General features: G+C 64.4%; 20 protein-coding genes. 8 read left to right on the forward strand and 12 right to left on the reverse strand.

Annotation, left to right across the window (positions count from 1 at the left end; genetic code table 11):
• Nucleotides 1–418: hypothetical protein (locus U5775_RS36880; protein WP_322063069.1), on the forward strand; the 418-nt coding region annotated here is incomplete at its 5' end.
• Nucleotides 419–435: 17 nt separating this feature from the next.
• Here U5775_RS36880 and U5775_RS36885 read toward each other — a convergent pair.
• The 6 genes from U5775_RS36885 to U5775_RS36910 form a co-directional block, all read right to left on the reverse strand.
• Nucleotides 436–1,521 (reverse strand): porin, encoded by a 1,086-nt coding sequence (locus U5775_RS36885; protein ID WP_322063070.1) that lies wholly within the window; start codon nt 1,519–1,521, stop codon nt 436–438.
• A 135-nt stretch (nt 1,522–1,656) separates the two neighbouring features.
• Complete coding sequence (locus U5775_RS36890) at nt 1,657–2,361, reverse strand: ABC transporter ATP-binding protein (RefSeq protein ID WP_322063071.1); 705 nt, start codon at nt 2,359–2,361, stop codon at nt 1,657–1,659.
• Nucleotide 2,362: 1 nt separating this feature from the next.
• The gene (locus U5775_RS36895) at nt 2,363–3,112 is read right to left on the reverse strand and encodes an ABC transporter ATP-binding protein (protein ID WP_322063072.1); all 750 of its coding nucleotides are present in this window, start codon (nt 3,110–3,112) and stop codon (nt 2,363–2,365) included.
• Nucleotides 3,109–4,092: a branched-chain amino acid ABC transporter permease gene (locus U5775_RS36900; protein ID WP_322063073.1), complete on the reverse strand. Its 984-nt coding sequence runs from the start codon at nt 4,090–4,092 to the stop codon at nt 3,109–3,111. The genes U5775_RS36895 and U5775_RS36900 overlap by 4 nt, the downstream gene beginning before the upstream one ends.
• A complete protein-coding gene (locus tag U5775_RS36905; protein ID WP_322063074.1) occupies nt 4,089–4,970 on the reverse strand; it encodes a branched-chain amino acid ABC transporter permease in 882 nt (293 codons plus the stop codon). Before U5775_RS36905 ends, U5775_RS36900 begins: the two co-directional genes overlap by 4 nt.
• 28 nt (nt 4,971–4,998) lie before the next feature.
• Nucleotides 4,999–6,180: an amino acid ABC transporter substrate-binding protein gene (locus U5775_RS36910; protein WP_322063075.1), complete on the reverse strand. Its 1,182-nt coding sequence runs from the start codon at nt 6,178–6,180 to the stop codon at nt 4,999–5,001.
• Between the two features lie 368 nt (nt 6,181–6,548).
• On the opposite strand from U5775_RS36910, the gene U5775_RS36915 reads away from it, so the two are divergent.
• The gene (locus U5775_RS36915; RefSeq protein WP_322063076.1) at nt 6,549–7,613 is read left to right on the forward strand and encodes an aromatic ring-hydroxylating dioxygenase subunit alpha; all 1,065 of its coding nucleotides are present in this window, start codon (nt 6,549–6,551) and stop codon (nt 7,611–7,613) included.
• A 63-nt stretch (nt 7,614–7,676) separates the two neighbouring features.
• Nucleotides 7,677–8,642: a PDR/VanB family oxidoreductase gene (locus tag U5775_RS36920; RefSeq protein WP_322063077.1), complete on the forward strand. Its 966-nt coding sequence runs from the start codon at nt 7,677–7,679 to the stop codon at nt 8,640–8,642.
• Here the strand turns inward: U5775_RS36920 and U5775_RS36925 are convergent, their stop codons facing one another.
• Nucleotides 8,643–8,930, reverse strand: coding sequence for a hypothetical protein (locus tag U5775_RS36925; protein WP_322063078.1), 288 nt, complete (start codon nt 8,928–8,930; stop codon nt 8,643–8,645).
• A 292-nt stretch (nt 8,931–9,222) separates the two neighbouring features.
• On the opposite strand from U5775_RS36925, the gene U5775_RS36930 reads away from it, so the two are divergent.
• On the forward strand, nt 9,223–10,521 hold the full coding sequence (locus U5775_RS36930) for an NAD(P)/FAD-dependent oxidoreductase (RefSeq protein WP_322063079.1): 1,299 nt from the start codon (nt 9,223–9,225) through the stop codon (nt 10,519–10,521).
• A 5-nt stretch (nt 10,522–10,526) separates the two neighbouring features.
• On the opposite strand, the gene U5775_RS36935 is transcribed toward U5775_RS36930, so the two are convergent.
• From U5775_RS36935 to U5775_RS36955, 5 genes are all read right to left on the reverse strand, one after another.
• Nucleotides 10,527–11,627 (reverse strand): TQO small subunit DoxD, encoded by a 1,101-nt coding sequence (locus U5775_RS36935; RefSeq protein ID WP_322063080.1) that lies wholly within the window; start codon nt 11,625–11,627, stop codon nt 10,527–10,529.
• 115 nt (nt 11,628–11,742) lie between these two features.
• Complete coding sequence (locus U5775_RS36940) at nt 11,743–12,738, reverse strand: LysR substrate-binding domain-containing protein (RefSeq protein WP_322063081.1); 996 nt, start codon at nt 12,736–12,738, stop codon at nt 11,743–11,745.
• Between the two features lie 89 nt (nt 12,739–12,827).
• A complete protein-coding gene (locus U5775_RS36945; protein WP_322063082.1) occupies nt 12,828–13,841 on the reverse strand; it encodes a substrate-binding domain-containing protein in 1,014 nt (337 codons plus the stop codon).
• Between the two features lie 35 nt (nt 13,842–13,876).
• The gene (locus U5775_RS36950) at nt 13,877–14,446 is read right to left on the reverse strand and encodes a DsrE family protein (protein ID WP_322063083.1); all 570 of its coding nucleotides are present in this window, start codon (nt 14,444–14,446) and stop codon (nt 13,877–13,879) included.
• 113 nt (nt 14,447–14,559) lie between these two features.
• Nucleotides 14,560–15,588: a YeiH family protein gene (locus tag U5775_RS36955; RefSeq protein WP_322063084.1), complete on the reverse strand. Its 1,029-nt coding sequence runs from the start codon at nt 15,586–15,588 to the stop codon at nt 14,560–14,562.
• Between the two features lie 262 nt (nt 15,589–15,850).
• On the opposite strand from U5775_RS36955, the gene U5775_RS36960 reads away from it, so the two are divergent.
• From U5775_RS36960 to U5775_RS36970, 4 genes are all read left to right on the forward strand, one after another.
• Nucleotides 15,851–16,378, forward strand: coding sequence for a GNAT family N-acetyltransferase (locus tag U5775_RS36960; protein WP_322063085.1), 528 nt, complete (start codon nt 15,851–15,853; stop codon nt 16,376–16,378).
• Nucleotides 16,375–16,800 carry a GNAT family N-acetyltransferase gene (locus tag U5775_RS36965; protein ID WP_322063086.1) on the forward strand — a complete coding sequence of 142 codons (426 nt, stop codon included), beginning with the start codon at nt 16,375–16,377 and terminating at the stop codon, nt 16,798–16,800. Before U5775_RS36960 ends, U5775_RS36965 begins: the two co-directional genes overlap by 4 nt.
• A gap of 65 nt (nt 16,801–16,865) precedes the next feature.
• Nucleotides 16,866–17,405 (forward strand): chloramphenicol phosphotransferase CPT family protein, encoded by a 540-nt coding sequence (locus tag U5775_RS39595; protein WP_415913750.1) that lies wholly within the window; start codon nt 16,866–16,868, stop codon nt 17,403–17,405.
• A 312-nt stretch (nt 17,406–17,717) separates the two neighbouring features.
• A complete protein-coding gene (locus U5775_RS36970) occupies nt 17,718–18,839 on the forward strand; it encodes a polyamine ABC transporter substrate-binding protein (protein WP_322063087.1) in 1,122 nt (373 codons plus the stop codon).
• Nucleotides 18,840–19,139: the final 300 nt, after the last annotated feature.

Raw genomic sequence — 19,139 nt, forward strand, 5'->3', positions numbered from 1 at the left:
CTTCAGCGTCTATAAAGTGTGGCTGGAGGCACAGGTCGCGCTGCTCGAAGCGCGCGTGAGCGCCGCCGAGGCGCCGCGCGAGCAACTGCGCCTGCTGCTCGACGGCTTGCTGCGCGAGCTGCCGGCGGCCGACAACGGCTTCAGCAACAACCTGATCCAGGCGCTCTCCACGGCGGGCTCGGACGAGCACGACTCGAGCCTCGTCACCTGGCTCAAGCAGCGGCTCGAACTGCTGATCAAGTCGGCCATGCCGGGCCTGCGCGCCGACGCTGCGCGGCGCAGGCGTTTCGCCCAGTTCCTCGTACTCGCGTTCGACGGCTGCGTGGTGAACTACCGCTTCGGCCCGGAACTGCGCGTCGACAAGAAGACCGTCATGGATCTGCTCAATCTCCTCGACGACACGGAGTCCGGTGCGTAAGCGCTGCGTCACGCCACTCAGAACCAATGCTGGATGCCGACCACCACGCCGAACTGCGAGTGCGTGGACGACTGGCCCGCGCCCAGCATCGACGCCACTGCATTGGCGCCCGATGCCTTCTGGTAGAGCAGTTGCTGATAAAGCGTCGTGCGCTTCGAGAGCGAGTAGCCATTCGAAAGCGTGACCGTGGCCCAGTTGCCGCCGTCGAAGTTCTCGATCGCGGCGCCCACGCCCACCGTCTCGCTCGGCGAGAACGTGTAGTTCGCGCCGAAGTCGGTGGTGTTGGCGTTGCCGCGCCCGGTGGGCGTGCTGATGCGCGACTGCGTGAAGAGCGCGTGCAGCAGCCAGCTCCCCAGCGCGTAGGACGCGCCCACGCCCCAGTTCTCGACCTTGTTCGCGACGATGCCGGCGGCCGGCAGCGGCGTGCCGAGCAGCGACTGCACGCCGACCAGATTCGCGAACTCGAGGTAGCGGTCGTTTTCGTTGGCATACACGGCGCCCGCGCTCAGGCCGCCGCTCTTGTACTGCACCGTGAACGCATAGTTGCGGCCCGCGCCGAAGTTGCCCGCGGTATTGCCGAAGCCGAACTGGGCTCCCGCGCTAAAGCCGCCATACGAGGTGCTCAGGTACTTGACCGAGTTGTTGAACTCGAACGTGTTGGCAAGTTCGTCGAAGTTGCCCTGGTGGAACGAATAGAAGCTGCCGGCGAGATAGCCCGTGCTATAGGGACTCAGGATGTCGAACATGAAGCTCGGCTGATGCCCCAGCGTCAACTGGCCCAGCGCATCCGATTTCAGCCCCACGACCGCCGCGCGCTGAAACAGCTGGTTCGGCACGGTCAGGCTGCCCGAGCTGAGCAGGTAGCCGGCTTCGAGGTCGAAGATCGCGTGCAGGCCGCCGCCCAGGTCCTCGCTGCCGCGCAGGCCGAACAGGTTGGGAATATAGTTGCCGTCCTCGGTCGTATAGAGATGCTTGCCGCCGACGTTGTTGAAGAACGCCACGCCGCCGTCCAGATTTCCGTAGAGCGTTACGCTGCTTTGGGCATGCACCGCCGGAATTGCGAAGGTGGCCGCAACGGCTGCGCCTATCAGGTGCTTTTTCATTTCGGTCTCCAGACCATATGGGTTTATTCGTAGGTGTCGTAGCACCGCCTCGGGTTTTGAACGGACGAACGCTCCCCCGCTCCCGAAGCGAGTGCTCGGGAGAGCCGGTCATGCAACTGGGGTGGAAAAGGCGCGCTACATGCCGAGGTAGGCGCGGCGCACGCCCGCGTCGTTGATCAGCGCGGCGCCGCTGCCTTCGAGCTGGACGCGGCCGTTTTCGAGCACGTAGGCGTGGTCGGCAATCTCCAGTGTCTGCCGCACGTTCTGCTCGGCGATGAACATCGTTAGCCCTCCTTCCTTCAGGCGCTGCACCACCTCGAAGATCTGCTTGACCATGACCGGCGCGAGGCCGAGCGTCGGCTCGTCGAGCAGCAGCACGTCGGGGCGCGCCATGAGCGCGCGCGCAATCGCAAGCATCTGCTGCTCGCCGCCCGACATCGAGCCCGCGGTCTGCCGCCTGCGCTCCGCGAGCCGCGGAAAGAGCGCGTACATCTCCTCGCGCCGCTCGCGGTAGCCGCGCCGGGCGCGCGCGTGAATCGCGCCTAGCTGCAGGTTCTCCTCCACCGTGAGGGTCGGAAACACCATGCGCCCTTCGGGCGACATCGCGATGCCAAGGCCAACGCGCCGCGGCGCCGGCAGCGCCGTGATCTCGCGCCCTTCGTGCTCGACGCTGCCGCTTTGCGGCCGCACGAGCCCCGCGAGCACGCGCATCAAGGTGGTCTTGCCCGCGCCGTTGGCGCCGAGCAGCGCGCTCACGCGGCCGCGCGGCACGTCGAGCGACACGCCATGCAACACCTGCGCCGGCCCGTAGCCCGCAACGATCTGCTTGAGGTTCAACATCTCATGCCTCGCCAAAGTAATGCCGGACCACGTCCTCGTGGTGGGCGATGTCCTGCGGGCTGCCCTCGGCGATCTTCACGCCGTGATGGAGCACGACGATCTGGTCGGCGAGGTCCATGAGCGCGCGCATCACGTGCTCGATGCAGACGATCGTGAGACCCCAGTCCGCGTGAACGCGGCGCAGCAGTTCAAGCATCTCGCCCACTTCCGTTGGCGTGAGGCCCGCCATGATCTCGTCGAGCAGCAGCAGTTCGCCGCCCGTCGCCAGCGCGCGCGCCAGTTCGAGCCGCTTCTGGTTCGACAGCGTGAGGCCGCCGGCCGCGCGGTCCGCTAGCGCGCCGAGCCCGGCCGCGACGATCGACTCGTGCGCGCACTCGCGCGCTGCCTCGAAGCCGCGCCGGTGGCGCCCGTACATCGCGGCCACGCAGGCGGTTTCGAGCACCGTCATGTCCTGGAACGGACGCACGATCTGGAAGGTGCGCGCGACGCCGCGCCGGCAGCTCGCGGCCGGCCCGAGCTGGGCGATCGATTCTCCGTCGAGCAGCACATCGCCCGAGCTCGGCGCATGGGTGCCGGCGATCATCGAGAACAGCGTGGTCTTGCCCGCGCCGTTCGCGCCCATCAAGCCCCAGAAGCCGCGGCGCGGCACCGCGAACGAGACGTTGTCGACCGCGACCACGCCGCCAAAGCGCTTGCTGACCGATTTCAGTTCGAGATGATTCGCGGGATGATTCGCGAGTTGACTGGTCATGGCAGCCTCCGCGACGCCGTCGGGCCCACGCCCGTTTGTGAACCCGTCTGTGCGCGGCGCGCCCGCGCCGCTTCGCGCCTGGCCGCCAGCGTATCGAGCCAGCCGCTGATCCCATGCGGCGCGAACAGCACGAACACCACGAGCAGCGCGCCCAGCACCACCGGATAAAGCTGCGGCAGGTTCGCCCACAGCACTTCCTGGAGCAGGCACAGCCCCACCGCGCCCAGCACGGGGCCGCGCAACGCATCGCCGCCGCCCACGATCGCCATGGCGATCATCGTGAAGCTCGTCATGCTGCTGAACGCCTGGTCCGTGTCGAAGTAGGTGGAGCGCAGCATCGAGACGCCGCCCACATAGGCCGGCACGACCGCCGACAAAAGCAGCGCCACGAGCTTGAGGCTCGACGCCTGAATACCGGCCGCCGCACTGGCCTCCTCGTTCGCGCGGATCGCGCGCAGGCCGAGCCGCCAGCGCGGCGAGCGCCGCAGCAGATAGCCGATCGTGACCGCCACGGCCGCGCCGCCCCACATGAGCACGTAGAGCACGTCGAGATCGGGCGCGTCGAGGATGATGCGCGAGGCCTGCCCGAGCGCCGACTCCACGAGCCGCACGCCGTTCTTGAGCAGCTCGGCCACGCCGAGCGTCAGGATAACGAAGTAAGGGCCCCGCACGCGCAGCACCGGCACGCCGATCAGCAACGCGAACGCGGCGCCCGCGAGCGTGCCGCCGGCCAGCGCGAGCGGCATCGGCACGACGTCCCACAACAGCACCGTGACCCACGTGCCGAGCCCGTAGAACGCCACATGGCCGAGCGAGACAAAGCCGGTCAAGCTGGAAAACGACGACCAGCTGGTGGCGAGCGCCACCCACATCAGCAGATTGAAACCCACGCCGATCAGATAAGGATTGCCGGTGGCCGGCACCACTGCCGCCAGCACCAGCAGCACGCCCACGAGGAGCACGTCATGTCGCTGCTTCATCGCACACTCACCGCTTTCGAAAACAGGCCCTGAGGCCGGAACAGGAGGATCACCACGAACACGCCATAGAGCAGCACCGAGCGGAACTCGGGCGACGTGAGCGCCACGCCGAACGTGTCGAGCGCGCCGAGCAGAAACGCCGCGCAAATGCCGCCGCCGATGCGTCCGAGCCCGCCGAGGATCGCGACCACGAAAGCCGCGACGAGCAGCGGCCCGCCCATCGACGGCGAAACGGCCTCGACCATGCTGATCAGCACGCCCGCGACGCCCGCCGTCGCGAAGCCCAGCACGAAGCTGACCACCTGCACGCGCTCGTTGTCGATGCCCACGACGAGCGCGGCCTGGCGATGGTCGATGAGTCCGCGCATGGCGAGGCCGAACGGATGGCGGCTCAGAAAGAGCCAGATGCCGCCGCACACGGCGAGCGCCACGAGCGTCGCGATGAGCCGGTTCTCGGCGAGCGCCACTCCGCCCACGTGCACGATCGAATCGAGAAACGCGTAGGCGCGCGGCGTCGACGAAAAGGCCAGCGACGCAACGTTCTGGAGCACCGTGGAGACGCCGAAGAACAGCAAGAGCGAGTTGGCTTCGAGTTGCGCGACGGGCTCGCCGCGCGCGAGCAGCCGGCGGAACACGCCGCGATACGCGCCCCAGCCAGCGAGACCGCAAACGAGCGCCGCGAACGGCAGCGCGATCAGCGGCTCGATGCCGAGCCCCGCAAACGCCCAGTACGCCACGTAGCCGCCGATCATCGCGAGGTCGCCGTGCGCGACGTTGAGCACGCGCAGCGTGCCGTAGACGAGGTTCAGGCCGAGCGAGACGAGCGCGTAGACCGCGCCGGTCGAGATGGCCGCCACCAGCAGTTGAATCGATAACATGGAATCTTCTCCTCCATGGAGATCGCGCTTATTGCCAGCCGCTCTTGGGCTCGAAGCGCGAGGTGGCGATTTCCTTCGGCCAGACCACCTGCGGCTGGCCGTTGCGCATCTGCAGGATCGCCATGCGCGTCGCGCGGTTCTCCACACCGTCGAAGCGGATGGTGCCGAGGATCGTGTCGAACTGGCCAGTGGCAATCGCCTGCGTGAGTTTGTCGTGGTCGAGGCCCACGCGCGCCACCGCCTGCTCCAGCACCTGGCACGACGCCCAGGTCTCCGCCGAGTCGAGGAAGTCGGGCGCCTCGTTGAACTTCTTCTTGTAGGCGTCGTAGAACTGCTGGCTCTGCGCGTTGAGCGTCGGCGCCCAGTCGCCCATCATCAGCAGGTTATTGGTGGCCGCGCCCAGCAGCTTCGGAAAGAAGCTCGCGCCCGGCCCGAGCAGCACGAACTGGAACGGCGCGGCAATCCCGAGCTCCTTGGCCTGACGCACATAGATCGTGGAATCGGAGGGATACGAGAGCGACAGCACCGCGTCGGGATGCGCCGCCTTGACCTTCAGGAGCTGCACGGTCATGTCCTTGATGTCGGGCGGATACTGGACCGAGACCGTGGTTTGCATGCCCTGCGCCTTGAGCGCGGGTTCGAGGTACGACTGCACCTCCTTCGAGAACGGCGACACGTTGACGAGCAGCGCCACCGTCTTCACGTTATTGGCCTTCATCAGCTGCACGAGGCCGTCGGCCACGCGGTCGGGGAACGCGCCGGTGACGAACCAGATGTGCTTCGCCTGGAGCTCGCGCAGCTTCGCGGAGGCGGCCGTGTTGCCGACCATCGGCATCTTGTAGCGCTCCAGCACGGGCACCACGGCCACGTGTGTGGGCGTGCCATAGGGCGCCATCACGAGATCGACCTTGTCCTGCGTGATGAGCTTTTCGTAGATGCGCGCGGCCTGGGCCGGATCGCTCTGGTCGTCGTAGACGACGAATTGCACGGGCCGCTTTTCCTTGCCGCCAATCGAGAGGCCGCCGGCCGCATTGACCTGCTCGCGCCAAAGTTCATACGAGTTCATCTCGGACGGCGCGGCCGAGGCGAAGATCCCCGTCTTGCCGATCGAAAAGCCGATCCGCACCGGCTCCACGGCGTACGCGACCGAGGCCGCCGAAGCCGCGATAGCCGCCATGGTCATTGCGGCCGTGGCCAGGAACCTGCTCAAGCGTCGTTGTCTCATGTTGTTTTCCCTGGGTCTTACCCCGATCCCGGCTATGGACTAGCCCTTTGGCGCGCAGCTTCCGGCGACGGCGGCCACGCGCCCTCAAAAAAATGACTCCTAATCGCTATTCATGCTCGATTCAAAAAAAACCGGTGTCAATAGCGATCAACGATCACTTTTTTGGACGTTTCTATAACCACCGCGCGAATAGTGGCGCCAGGAGCGCGCGCGGTTCGTCGTTATACAAGACCCCGAAAAAGTGATTGCGCGCCACCGTTGACCGGATTCGGCCATCCGCCCCAAAATAATGACTATCGATCATTTTTAGTGAATTCATGGCGTCCCGCCCGCCATCCATCAAGGAGCCCGAAATGTCCGCCTTCATTCACAACGCCTGGTATGTTGCCGCGTGGGATCACGAAATCACCGGGGACGGCATGCTCGCCCGCACGATCCTGAACGTGCCGGTGGTGTTCTGGCGCGACGGCAACGGCACGCTGCAGGCGCTGGAGGACCGCTGCTGCCACCGCGGCGCGCCGCTCTCGGCCGGACGCAAGGAAGGCGATGCGATTCGCTGCCTCTATCACGGGCTCAAATTCGACTGCAGCGGCGCCTGTATCGAGATCCCGAGCCAGAAGAACATTCCGGCCAAGGCACGCGTGCGGGCTTTTCCCGTGGTCGAACGGCAGCACTGGGTCTGGATCTGGATGGGCGATGCGGCGCTCGCCGACGAACGCGACATACCCGCCACGCCGTGCCTCGATCACCCGGACTGGAACTACATTCCGGGCTACGTCCACTACGACACCGACTACCTGCTGATTGCCGATAATCTGCTGGACTTCTCGCACTTCGCCTATGTGCATCCGACCACGCTGGGCGAAGGCGGCGCCGACGAATACTCGCGCAGCCTGCCCAAGGTCGAGCGCCTGCCCAACGGCGTGCGCATCACGCGCTGGCTCATCGACCAGCCGCCCGCGCCGTTCTATCGCAAGATCAAGCAGTGGGACGGCAACGTCGACCGCTGGAACAACTACGACTTCGTGCTGCCGGGCGTTCTGCTGATGGACGCGGGCAGCGCGCCCACGGGAACCGGCGCGCCTCAGGGCAGCCGCGCGGGCGCGGCCGAGCTGCGCAGCTATCAGGCCTTGACGCCCGAGACCGAAGGCTCCACGCACTACTTCTTTTCGCAGCCGCACAACTTCGCGAAGGGCAACCCCGCGCTGACCGAAGCCGTGCATCAAGGCATTCTCACGGCCTTCGAAGAGGACCGCCGGACGATCCACGCGCAGCAACGCTCGCTCGCAGCGGACCCCGCGTTCCCGATGCTGCTGCTCGGCATGGATGCAGCGCTCGTGCAATTCCGCCGGCTCGTCGACGAACACATCGCCGCCGAATCCGCGGGGGCTGCCGAGACCGTTGCCGGAGTCGCGTGAGCCGCCACGCCAAACCGTATCGATCAGCGCCGGCGACGCCGGCCAGCAAGGAGAAAGTGGAGCATGCAAGGCGAACTTCGTACCGTACGGGTCGCGCGCAAGACCATCGAAGCGACGGACGTCTGCGCGTTCGAACTCGTGGACCCGGACGGCGCCGCGTTGCCGCCGTTCGCGGCGGGCGCCCATATCGACGTGCATATCGCGCCCGATCTCGTGCGCCAATACTCGCTGTGTGGCGACCCCGACGACCGCGCGCGCTACCTGATCGCCGTGCTGCGCGCGCCCAACGGCCGGGGCGGATCGAGCGCGATGCACGACGCGATTCACGAAGGCCAGGAGATCCGCATCGGCGAGCCGCGCAACTGCTTTCCGCTTGAGCGGGAAACGCAGCCGAGCCTGCTGCTCGCGGGCGGCATCGGCGTGACGCCGATTCTGTGCATGGCCGAGCGCCTGAGCCGGGTGGGCACCGGCTTCGAGATGCACTATCTGACGCGCAACCGCGAGCGCACGGCCTTTTACGAGCGCATCGCCGGTTCGCCCTTCGCGGCCAGCGTGACGTTTCATCATGACGACGGCCCCGCCGGGCAGCGGCTCGATATTCCCGCGCTACTCGAACGCCACAAGGGGCGCTCGCAGCTCTATCTGTGCGGGCCCGAAGGCTTTCTCAGCTTCGTGCGCGACACCGCGCGTGAACAGGGCTGGCCCGACAAGGCCGTGCACTTCGAATATTTTTCCGCGGCACCGGCGAGCGCCGGCGACGACCATGAATTCGTCGTGGAGTTGGCGAGCACCGGGCAGCGCCTGCCCGTGCCGCCGCATCAGAGCGTTGTCGAGGCGCTCGCGGCGCACGGCATCGACATCCCGGTTTCGTGCGGCCAGGGCGTCTGCGGGACCTGCCTGACGCGCGTGCTGGCCGGCGAGCCCGATCATCGCGATTACGTTCTTTCGGCGGAAGAACAGGCGCGCAACGACCAGTTCCTGCCTTGCTGCTCGCGCGCCAAGGGCGAGCTTCTGGTGCTGGATATTTAATTAGCCGTCGCAGCGGCCGCACGAGCGCGCCTGGCCCAATCGCAGGCGCCCCGCGCTCACCGTCACCTCGGCCCCGCAATCGCACCGGCAAATCCACAAGCCATTGCCGGCATAGCTCACGGTCGTCAACTGGCCGAACACCTCGCCACCCTTCAGCGCAGGCGAGCCGGGCCGGGACCGCCACACGCGGCGCTGCTCGCGGCAGCCGCAATCGCGCACTTCGCCGCTTTCCACCGCATCGAGAGCGGCCGTCAGCTCGCGCCCGCAGCGGCACTTCCAGAGCCACACGCCGGCACCGCGATATTGAAGCGCGACTAGATCGCCAAACGTGCGACCGGCAACATCGCGGTTCGGCGGAAAAGGCCATGCAGGCTGCAAAGGGGGACGGATACGCGGGCTCACGAAAGGAAAATGGAAGTCGACCGCCTATTTTCAGGCATAAGCGCCCGCGATGGCAAAATACGGCCATCGGTTGCGATACGCCATCAGGTGCCCCAGGCAGAATGCCAGGAAAGCCGGCCCGGGTCAGCCATGGCATTTGCTTTGCTCCATGAATACGCCTCTTTGGGAAGCCAGTGCAATGAATTCATCGAACAGCGATCCGAGCCGCCCCGACGTGCTGATTATCGGCGGCGGCCCCGCTGGCGCGACGGCGGCGGCCCTCCTCGCCACGAAAGGCCGCGACGTCGTGCTCGTGGAGAAGGAAGCGCATCCGCGTTTCCATATCGGCGAAAGCCTGCTGCCGCGTAACCTCGACATTTTCGAGCGGCTCGGCGTGCTGGATCAGGTCCGGGAGATCGGTGTCCACAAGCCCGGTGCGGAGTTCGTCTCGGACCGCACGGGTCGCAGTTGCGCGTTTCCGTTCGAGAATGCGCTGAACCGCGACCGCACGCATGCCTGGCAAGTGCGGCGCGCGGACCTCGATGCGTTGCTGTTCAAGCACGCCATCGCGCGCGGCGCCCGGTGCTTCGAGCGCACTCGCGTCACGGAAGTCCAGCTCGACGAATCCGGCGGACGTCATGTCGTTTTCGCGCAGGACGAATCGGGTGCCAGGCGCGAATGGCATCCGCGCTATGTGCTCGACGCCTCGGGCCGCGATACGTTTCTCGCCTCGCGGATGAAGGTCAAGACCTCGAACAAGTACAACAACACGGCGGCCGTCTATGCGCATTTCACGGGCGTAGCGCGTCGCGAAGGCGAGCTTGCGGGCTACATCAGCATCCATCTTGCCGAGGATGGCTGGTTCTGGCTGATCCCGCTACCCGGCGACACCATGAGCATCGGCTTCGTGGGCAATCAGGCGGCGTGGAAGGAGCGCAAGGGAACGCCGGCCGATCTGCTGAGCGCGCGCATCGCGTCGAGCCCGACCGTCGCCGCGCGCGTGCAAGGCGCGCGGCGCGTATCGGACGTCTATAGCACGGCCAATTACAGCTATCGCGCGCGCGAGGGCAACGGGAACGGTTTTCTGATGATTGGCGATGCTTACGGTTTTGTCGATCCGATGTTCTCGACAGGCGTATTGATGGCGATGACGGGCGGCGAGCTTGGCGCCGAGGCCGCCCACGTGTGGCTCGACAATCCGGCACGCGGAATGAAGCTTGCGCAAGCGGCCAACAAGGAATTGTCGGAGGCGATGGATCGGATCAGCTGGCTGATCTATCGAGTCAACGACCCGGTCATGCGCACGCTTTTCATGGCGCCGTCCAATCGTCTGTGGATGCGCGACGGCATCGTCAATCTGCTGGCCGGCAATCTCCGGGGGAGCTGGCGTGCAGCGCTCCCGGTGATGTGCTTCAAGGCCGTTTATCACGTGCTCTCGGCGCTGCACCGGCGTGGAGTCGAGATCTCGCTGCCGGAGATGAGCGCGCCGGGAACCTGATGGGTTCACTGCGTGGCGCCCTGCAGCGGGGCCGAAAATACCCGTCCGTCGACGTCGGTCAACTGCAAGGTGCGTGCGGCGCCGGCCGATTCGGCCATCGACGCAGGCGCGGGCAAGGTGATGGACGAAGCCGCCCCCATCGGCGCGCGCCAGCCGTACGGACCGGGGCCGAACCGGTTGTACGCGTAGTCGTTATCGAAAGCGGACTTCGGCGTCCTGGACAACGTGGCCGCGTCCCATTGAGCGACGACTACCCCATCGGCGCCGAGCAGCGCCGCCTTCACGATATGCACGGGCGCCTCCGGGGTCCCCGCGTCCAGCGCTACGTGAAAGCGCACGCTGGCGTCCGGCAGCAGCGTCGCCTGCGTCAAGGTCAGATGATGCGCGGTCGGGCTGACCGGGCCGCTGTGAAACGGCGAGACGACCGAGCCCCGGAAATAATCGTAGGTCCCCACGCTGAACGCAACCGTGAAGGCCAGAACCGCGAGCGCGAGCTTGCTGAAGGCAGCATCGGAGAGCGGCAGCGCCATGCTGCCCGACGCCCAGCGGAACCCACGCGATTGCGCGCGTTGCGGCTTGCGGCGCAACAGCACGTTGTCGAGCGACCACGCACCGCTGCCCGCAAGGAGCAAGGTCGCGCCCATCGCGAGGTTGCAGGACGCCATGGTCCATTCGTCGATGCAGGTCGCGCCCTGCCATCCGAACATCAGCATCAGGACGACCGAAAATCCCATCGACACGAGCGCCGCCGCGCGCGTATAGAGGCCCAGCATCAGCATGAGGCCCGCTATCAACTCCGCCGCGCTGAAGACGATGACCCCGGCATAGAGCAAGACGAAGTGGTGCAGCATGAAGCTGATCACGCTGCCCATGCCCAGCAATGCACCCGGCATCGCGGTCTGGAATTTGTTGGCCATCCAATGCGCGGCGTGCGGATCGAGCTTGGACGGCGCGTAGATGAATCGGCGCGAGCCGCCGCCCCAATAGATGAAGCCCTGAATGATACGGACCGGCGCGAGCGAAATTGCCGCGATGCGCCAGGCGCGCGGGTCCCATCTGCTCGCCGCGTAGTCCTTTGTGTGCGGCTCTATGGCTATCGAACTCATGGATATTTCTCCGAAAATGGGCCGGTTGAGATTGGTTTTTTTGTAAGGTGTGCGAATGATTCTGGGCTCGGAGCCGCTTTGGGGTTAAGCGGAACCGGTTGCTCGACCAGCGGAACTAGGGCGTTGCCCGTTCCCGCTCCTGGGCTGGCGCCGGTGCCGGTGCCGAATAGATAGGCCGATGCAGCGCGGCCGCCCCGACCGCCGGACCTCCACGCTCCGTCAATCGATGCGGGCCTGGCCTTTCCCCTGCAAGCAGTTCCGCGAGCGCTTGCAGCGCGCGATGAGCGCATGAAGCGCGCCTCAGGGCGATACACGCTGTCTGGGCAACCGCCGTGGTGGCGATCGGCAACGCTCGCAAACCGATATCGCGCTCCGGATCGAAGGCCAGCTCGGCGATGATGCCGACGCCGAGCCCCAGTCCCACGCAGTTCTTCACCATCTCCGCATCGCTGGCGCGCACCGCGACCTCGGGTGTCGCCCCGCCCATCCCGAACCAATCGCCCTGGCGGAACATTTCATCGTCGACCACGAGTTCGAGCCCCGCGAGTTCCGCGGAATCCACGCACGAGCGAGTGGCAAACGGATGCGCAACGGGCACGACGGCGACCGGGCGCAATCCCGCGCAGGCAAGCGTCACCAGCGCACCATCATCCGGCAGTGCGGCCGTGGTCAAGGCGAGGTCCGCTCCACCGCTGCGAACCCGCTCGGCGACCTGCTCCGCCGAGCCTTGCACGACCGAAACCTTCACTTTGGGAAAGCGCGCGCGGAGCCGCGCGATGGCCAGCGGGAGCAGGTATCTTGCATAGACCTGCGTGGCGGCAACGACCAGTTCCCCCTGATCCCGCTGCGCATAGTCGAGGCCGATGCGCTTGAGCGCGTCCACCTCGCGCACGATTCGCTCGGCCGCCGCTACGACATGTTTTCCCTGTTCGGTGACGGCGCGCAGCCGCTTGCCGTGACGCGTGAAGATCTCGATGCCCAGTTCGTGCTCGAGTTCGATGATCGACTTCGAGATGCCGGGCTGGGACGTGTACAGCGCTCGGGCCGCCGCGGTCAGATTGAGACTCTGGCGCGCCACTTCACGCACGAAACGGAGTTGATGCAGATTCACGCAGCGGTTCTCCCATTCAATACAGTCGCGGCAGATTCATGCGCAGGTATTCAACGGGCAGGATCCGCTGCTGCCGCGCCCGGCCCCGTTCAGCCCGCGCTCGGCTTGTACGCCTTGAATCCGTACTGCTCGAAAATCGCGAGCGCCGCAGGCGAGCGGATAAAATCCAGCCAGCGCTTCGCGGCCTCGGCATGCGGCGCGTGAGCGGCCATCGCACCGGCATAGATTGCCGTCGTGTTGTCCGCGGCGGGAATGCTCACCTCGCCAATCGGATGGCCGGCCATTTCCTGAAACGCTGCTTCGGACTGCCAGGTCACGCCCGCCTGCACCTTTCCGGACATGATCCATAACGGCGTCTGCCGGTGATGGATATGCGTCAGCAAGGTCGAACCATCCGCCACCTTGGTGCCGTACACCGTGTTGACGAGCGCGTCACCACCGGCATGCGCGAGCGAGAGCTTGATCTGCCGCGCGATGCCCTCGAACTCGGGGTTGGGCATCGCGAGCCGCATGCCCGGCTTGCCCAGATCGGCGAGCCCGGAAACGTGCTCGGGATTGCCCTTTGCGACCATGATCGTCAGCGTATTGGTCACGTAGGGCACGGCGGGCGCCTGCAGCCGCCCGGCCTGAATTTGTTTTTGCACGGCCTTGAGCCCCGCCAGATAGACATCGGGCTTGACCGTCCAGGTCATGTTGCCGACCGTCACCGTGCCGTTCGCCGCCATCTGCTTCGCGAGCAGGCCGGGAGGAATCGTCTCCCAATAGACGCGCCCCTGGTATTGCGGATAGCGCGTCTCGAAGGCCTTGACGAGCGGCGCCATCGCGAAGAAATAATTGCCGCCCACGTACAGCGAAAGCTCGGCATGAAACGGATCGCCGTGGAAATCGGCGAGATTGTCGGCGTCGGGCTCGGTGAATTCCAGACCGCGTTCGGTGCGGTCGTTGTTCGCGCCATGCTGCCACGGCGGGTAAAGACTTTCGTTTTTCGCGGCAGCGCTTGCGCCGTCCGTGGCCGTGCTCTGGCCATGCGCGACCGCGCAAAGCAATGCGCAAGCAACGCTCGTCACGGTGAGGGACAGTCTCTTTCGATTGAATATGAACATGCGGACATCTCCGGCGACCAGCCTGGTTGGCAATATCACATCGGCATCAAGGCATAACCCTGCTGCTGCAGTGTCGTAATGGTGGTCAGGGCCGAGAGCGAGAGCGTGACGCGCGGATCGATCCAGTCGTAGCCGAAATGATGCTCGGCCACGGCCTGCCCGCATACCGCCACCGTGATGCCCGCCTTCTTCAGCTCCGCGATCAGCGGCAGATTGGGATTGGGTACGCCAAAGGCGGCGCGATAATGCGCGTCGTCGAGGGCGAGCGGCGTGGCCGCGCCGTAGGCGACGGCGACGAACTTCAGCTTGCCCAGCGGCACGCCCGACGCAACGTAAAGATTCACGGTACGCGCGACGTGGTCCAGTGCGGGGTTGACCTTGTCGGGCTGCGTGCTCGCCTGGGACAGCGCGAAAACGACCTTGTATTCATGGCCCGGCTGCGGCTTTAAGGCGCTGTCGGGCAGGAAATGGATCTTGCCGTAATTTTCGATCGTCGGCGTGGCCCAGAAATTGGCGGCATCGGTGGCATCGGCGGCAGACGCCTGAACCGGGACGATGGCGGCGCCTATCAGCGCGGCGGCCATCCAGACCTTGAACCCGTTCACGGTGAATGTCCTTCTATCAGAGAGCATCGGCATAGCTAGACCTGTTTGCAGTACGAATTATTGGTGGACGACGTGGAGACTTGAAGCAGGCACAACGACTCAAACGGCAATGCTCAGATCTGACCCAGCGCGTATTGCACGGCGAGACTGCTCACCGATACCGCAATCCATACGCCGAGGCCCAGAACGACGGGCCGCACGCCAGTGGCGCCCATGCGACGCAGATTGGACGAAAGGCCGATCGCGGACAGCGCGACAATGATGAGAAATTCGGCGGCCTCGCGAATCCACGGCTGCAGATCGGCGGGAATCATGCCGGCCGTGCGCAGGCCCGACGCCACGAGAAACCACAGGATGAACCACGGAAACACACGCATGAGACGGAAACTGCCATTGCTGTTCTGCTTCTCCCGCCAGGCGGCAAGGGACGCCAGCACCAGGCAGATGGGAATGATCAGCGTCGCCCGCGTCAGCTTCACGATAGTGGCGTAATCGCCGGCATCCTTGCTGTAGCTGTAGCCCGCGGCGACCACCGACGACGTATCGTTGATCGCCGTGCCCGCCCACATGCCGAATCCGGAATCGGAAAGATGCAGCCAGTGGCCCAGCGGCGGAAACAGGAGCACCGCGGCAACGTTGAACAGAAAGATGGTCGAGATCGCAAACGCGGTCTCGTGATTGTCGGGCTTGACGATGGGCGCAACGGCCGCAATGGCCGAGCCGCCGCAGATTGCCGTGCCCACGCCGATGAGCAGCCTGAGGCGCCCGCCCACGCCGAGCAGACGGCCGAGCCCCCAGGCCGTGAGGCCCGCGGCTGTGACCGTCACCGCCGTCACCGCGAGCGAACTGAGCCCCGTATGAGCGACCTGATCCAGACTCAGCCCCGCGCCGAGCGCGATGATCGACCACTGCAACACGTATTTCGCGGCGAACTGGATGCCGGGCTCGAACGTGGCGCCCGGCGAAAGCAGATTGCGCACGAGCATGCCGAACACGATGCCGAATACCGGGCCGCCTATCAACGGCACCGTGCGTCCGGCGAACAGGGCAACGAAGGCGACGGCGGTGGCGAGCGCGAGACCGGCCAGTGGGCCTTGGCGGATGGGTCCGAGCGCGACGGCGGAGGTGTGGGTAGTAGTCATGGCCGGGTTTTCGTGATTGACCCTGCCAGTCTAGAGACGCAAAGGCGAAGATAAAAATCGTTATATCTGATGTGACATATCGAACAATCGGATGATTGCGCAACGGATGGGGCGTGGTGCTCGTGCCCGCGGTTTGGAGGAAAGCCGGTGAGCCGTCTTCTTCCGCGAGCGGTGCCTGGTATGCGTTAAAGGCCCGGCCACCGGTGGCGGTGTTTGACTCAGGTAGACTCTCATAGCTGACTCTTCAACGGAGATATGAGCGATGGCCTCGAAAAGCATCCGCCGGGCCACGGCAGACGATGTCCCGGTGCTGACGCAGATCCGCCATGAAGCGCATGCACGGAAGGTCGCGCACCGTGACTACGCGTGGGGCAAGGAAGGAGATGGCGTTTCCGGGCGATGGATGCGAAACACGGTCGCTCAAAAGGAGGTGTATGTCGCTGAAGTGGACGGTACGCCCGTGGGCATGTTTTCGCTCGATATGGAGGATGCACAGCGCTGGGGACCGCAGGAGCCGATCGCGGTCTATGTGCACGGGCTGGGTGTGCGCGCAGGTTTTAACGGGCGAGGACTCGGCAGTTTCATGCTTGAGTGCTGCGCCAGCAAAGCGCGCGGCCTGAACCGCAGTTATGTCCGACTCGACTGTCCCGCGCACAACGCAAAACTCTGTGCCTGGTATGAGTCGCTTGGCTTTATCCGCGCGGGACTTTGGCCGGAACCCGGTCCGGGTGGCTACATCTGGTCACTCTACGAAAAATTGGCCCGTCCGGACTGCGCGGAAACATCATGAAAATTGAAGTCACCGACCTCCGGAATGATCAGGATGACGTGTACGTCACATCACAACTCCGGGCTTACAACATGGCCTTTACCGTTCGGGATTTCAGGTTGTTGCGCGTATTCGCACGCGACACGAACGGCAGCGTCATTGGCGGCTTGCTTGCCGATACCTACTGGCAATATCTCGAAGTCCACCAGCTCTGGGTAAGCGAGGAACATCGACACGCGGGGCACGCTTCGCGATTGATGAGCGCAGCCGAAGACGAGGCACGTCTGCGCGGCTGCAAACACGCCTTTCTCGATACGTTCAGTTTCCAGGCACTCGGGTTCTATCAGAAGCTCGGCTATCGGGAATTCGGTCGACTTGAGGAGTTCAGCGGTAAGCACGAGCGGTATTACCTGCACAAAAGGCTAGACGGCAGGCACCCTTAGCGCGTGCCCCAGTCGTTTCAACGATCGACACCGGCATGACACTTCGAGACATCTGGGCAAGCACAATGAAACCCACCGCCATCGTATTGCACGGACCTACGAGTGCCGGAAAAAGCAGCTTGGCCAAGGCACTTCAGGACAGTTCGGAAACTCCCGTCTTTCACATATCGCTGGATGCATTTGTTGAAATGTCGCGAAGACGTGACATGCGAACGGATGAAGAACTGAATCAGGCACTCCGGCTCCATCACCTTAACTTGCAGTCCACACTGAAGCGGGTCGCGTCCAGCCACTTCGAGATCGTTCTGGACCTTGTGATACGGGATACACAGGTTCTGGAGGAATGTATTTCGGCTCTTGCGCCTCGCCGCACCTATGTTATCGGCGTTACGTGCCCACTGAATGTCCTGGAACAGCGCGAACGCAATAGAGGTGACCGTAGCCCCGGAATGGCCCGGTCGCAATTTGGAAACCCGGCTTACTCGAGGTCCTGTTCGATGTGCCTGGACACATCGACATGTACGCCCGAGGAAGGTGCTCGTCGTATCCGGGCTTTTATCTCCGCGCAGGGTCATGCTGTCCCGCCGAACACCGCCATCAATTGAAAATTCATAACATTAACAACACATTACATTGGCCGGCGGCAATGTAAACATCTCGAACGTCATATATTTTCGGCCTTGTCTCTGCATTAGAGTGGCTCCCACACGAAAAGAATTCGCCGCCGCGCCGAACGGCGTGCCGCAGGAGCTGGAGACAATGGTTACAGGCAATCTTGTGCAAGTCGAGACCTTCGACTTCGCCCCTCTTCCCGATCAATCTCGACCCACGAGATCCATCGTTGCTCCATGGGGCGGTGGCATCTAGCGGGTGCCCGCGGCGCTGCGCCGTCCGATCCTTACCTTCAGGAAACCAATATGCGTTTTTGCCATCTACGTCGTGCGACCGCCGTGGGCGCGGCGGTCCTGGTTGCGGGCCTTTCCGTTACGTCGATTCAGGCCGCGCAAGCCGCCGACAACGTATTGAACGTTTACAACTGGTCGGACTATATCGCGAAAGACACCATCCCGAACTTCGAAAAGGAGACGGGTACGCGCGTCAAGTACGACAACTACGACAGCGACGACACGCTGCAGGCCAAGCTGCTCGCGGGCAGCTCGGGCTATGACATCGTCGTGCCGTCGTCGAACTACATGGCCAAGCAGATCCAGGCCGGCGTGTACCAGAAACTCGACAAGTCGCAGATTCCGAATCTGAAGAACCTCAATCCCACGCTCATGAAGATGATCGCGGATAGCGACCCGGGCAATCAGTACGGCGTGCCCTGGGCCTATGGCATCGACGGCGTCGCCTATAACGAGCAGGCCGTCACCAAGGCCCTCGGAGACAAGGCGCCCGTGGATAGCTGGGCGCTCGTGTTCGATCCGCAAAACCTCTCGAAGCTCAAAGGCTGTGGGGTATCGTTCCTCGACCAGCCCGCCGACGTGTTCGCCGCGACGCTGCAATACATGCACAAGGACCCGAACAGCACCAACCCCGCGGACTATCAGGAGGCCTTCGAAGTCCTGAAGAAAATCCGGCCGTACATCTCGCAGTTCAATTCGTCGGGCTATATCAACGACCTCGCAAACGACGACGTCTGCGTGGCCGTGGCCTACTCGGGCGACGCCGGCATCGCGCGCCGCCGCGCCGAGGAATCGAAGCGTTCGTACACGATCCGGTTCTCCAATGTGAAGGAAGGCGGCGTGCTGTGGTTCGACATGATGGCCGTGCCGAAGGACGCACCGCACCCGCAGGCGGCGATGAAATGGATCAACTACATCGAGGACCCGAAGGTCAACGCGCAGATCACCAACGAGGTGTTCTATCCGACGGCCAATGCCGCGGCGCGTCCGTTCGTGACGCCGATCGTCGCCCAGGATCCGAACCTCTATCCGTCCGACGAGACCATCAAGAAAATGACGTTGCTGAGATCGCTGCCGATCCAGATCCAGCGCCTTGAAAACCGGCTCTGGGCGCAGCTCAAGACGGGCCACTGATTACGCTGAAGAAGAGACAAGGAGACATGGCGAAAGAGGAGTCGCTCGAGTCCTCTTCGCTTCCCACGAGTCGTTTCGACGACTGGCTGCGTGGCACGGTAACGATATCTGTCACGCAGCGCCCCATTGAGTTCCGATCGAAAGACCCGCTTACACGAGTCGCCGCGTGCGCCCCGTGCGGAGCCGCCTGCGTCTGGATCCCATAAGGAAGGAATGGTCACATCATGAAAGCAATGCCTTCAGTCAACACCCAACAAGCCGCGCGCGCGCCGGCCGCTACGTCCCGCGACGCGTTCGTGT

The sequence above is a fragment of the Paraburkholderia sp. J63 genome (genome assembly GCF_905220245.1).
In the GTDB taxonomy this organism is placed as follows: domain Bacteria; phylum Pseudomonadota; class Gammaproteobacteria; order Burkholderiales; family Burkholderiaceae; genus Paraburkholderia.

Bases quoted from the DNA above. Each gene is read 5' to 3' on its own strand.
- U5775_RS36885 (WP_322063070.1), bottom strand. From the start codon at position 1,521: ATGAAAAAGCACCTGATAGGCGCAGCCGTTGCGGCCACCTTCGCAATT.
- U5775_RS36890 (WP_322063071.1), bottom strand. From the start codon at position 2,361: ATGTTGAACCTCAAGCAGATCGTTGCGGGCTACGGGCCGGCGCAGGTG.
- U5775_RS36895 (WP_322063072.1), bottom strand. From the start codon at position 3,112: ATGACCAGTCAACTCGCGAATCATCCCGCGAATCATCTCGAACTGAAA.
- U5775_RS36900 (WP_322063073.1), bottom strand. From the start codon at position 4,092: ATGAAGCAGCGACATGACGTGCTCCTCGTGGGCGTGCTGCTGGTGCTG.
- U5775_RS36905 (WP_322063074.1), bottom strand. From the start codon at position 4,970: ATGTTATCGATTCAACTGCTGGTGGCGGCCATCTCGACCGGCGCGGTC.
- U5775_RS36915 (WP_322063076.1), top strand. From the start codon at position 6,549: ATGTCCGCCTTCATTCACAACGCCTGGTATGTTGCCGCGTGGGATCAC.
- U5775_RS36920 (WP_322063077.1), top strand. From the start codon at position 7,677: ATGCAAGGCGAACTTCGTACCGTACGGGTCGCGCGCAAGACCATCGAA.
- U5775_RS36930 (WP_322063079.1), top strand. From the start codon at position 9,223: ATGAATTCATCGAACAGCGATCCGAGCCGCCCCGACGTGCTGATTATC.
- U5775_RS36935 (WP_322063080.1), bottom strand. From the start codon at position 11,627: ATGAGTTCGATAGCCATAGAGCCGCACACAAAGGACTACGCGGCGAGC.
- U5775_RS36945 (WP_322063082.1), bottom strand. From the start codon at position 13,841: ATGTTCATATTCAATCGAAAGAGACTGTCCCTCACCGTGACGAGCGTT.
- U5775_RS36955 (WP_322063084.1), bottom strand. From the start codon at position 15,588: ATGACTACTACCCACACCTCCGCCGTCGCGCTCGGACCCATCCGCCAA.
- U5775_RS36960 (WP_322063085.1), top strand. From the start codon at position 15,851: ATGGCCTCGAAAAGCATCCGCCGGGCCACGGCAGACGATGTCCCGGTG.
- U5775_RS36965 (WP_322063086.1), top strand. From the start codon at position 16,375: ATGAAAATTGAAGTCACCGACCTCCGGAATGATCAGGATGACGTGTAC.
- U5775_RS39595 (WP_415913750.1), top strand. From the start codon at position 16,866: ATGAAACCCACCGCCATCGTATTGCACGGACCTACGAGTGCCGGAAAA.
- U5775_RS36970 (WP_322063087.1), top strand. From the start codon at position 17,718: ATGCGTTTTTGCCATCTACGTCGTGCGACCGCCGTGGGCGCGGCGGTC.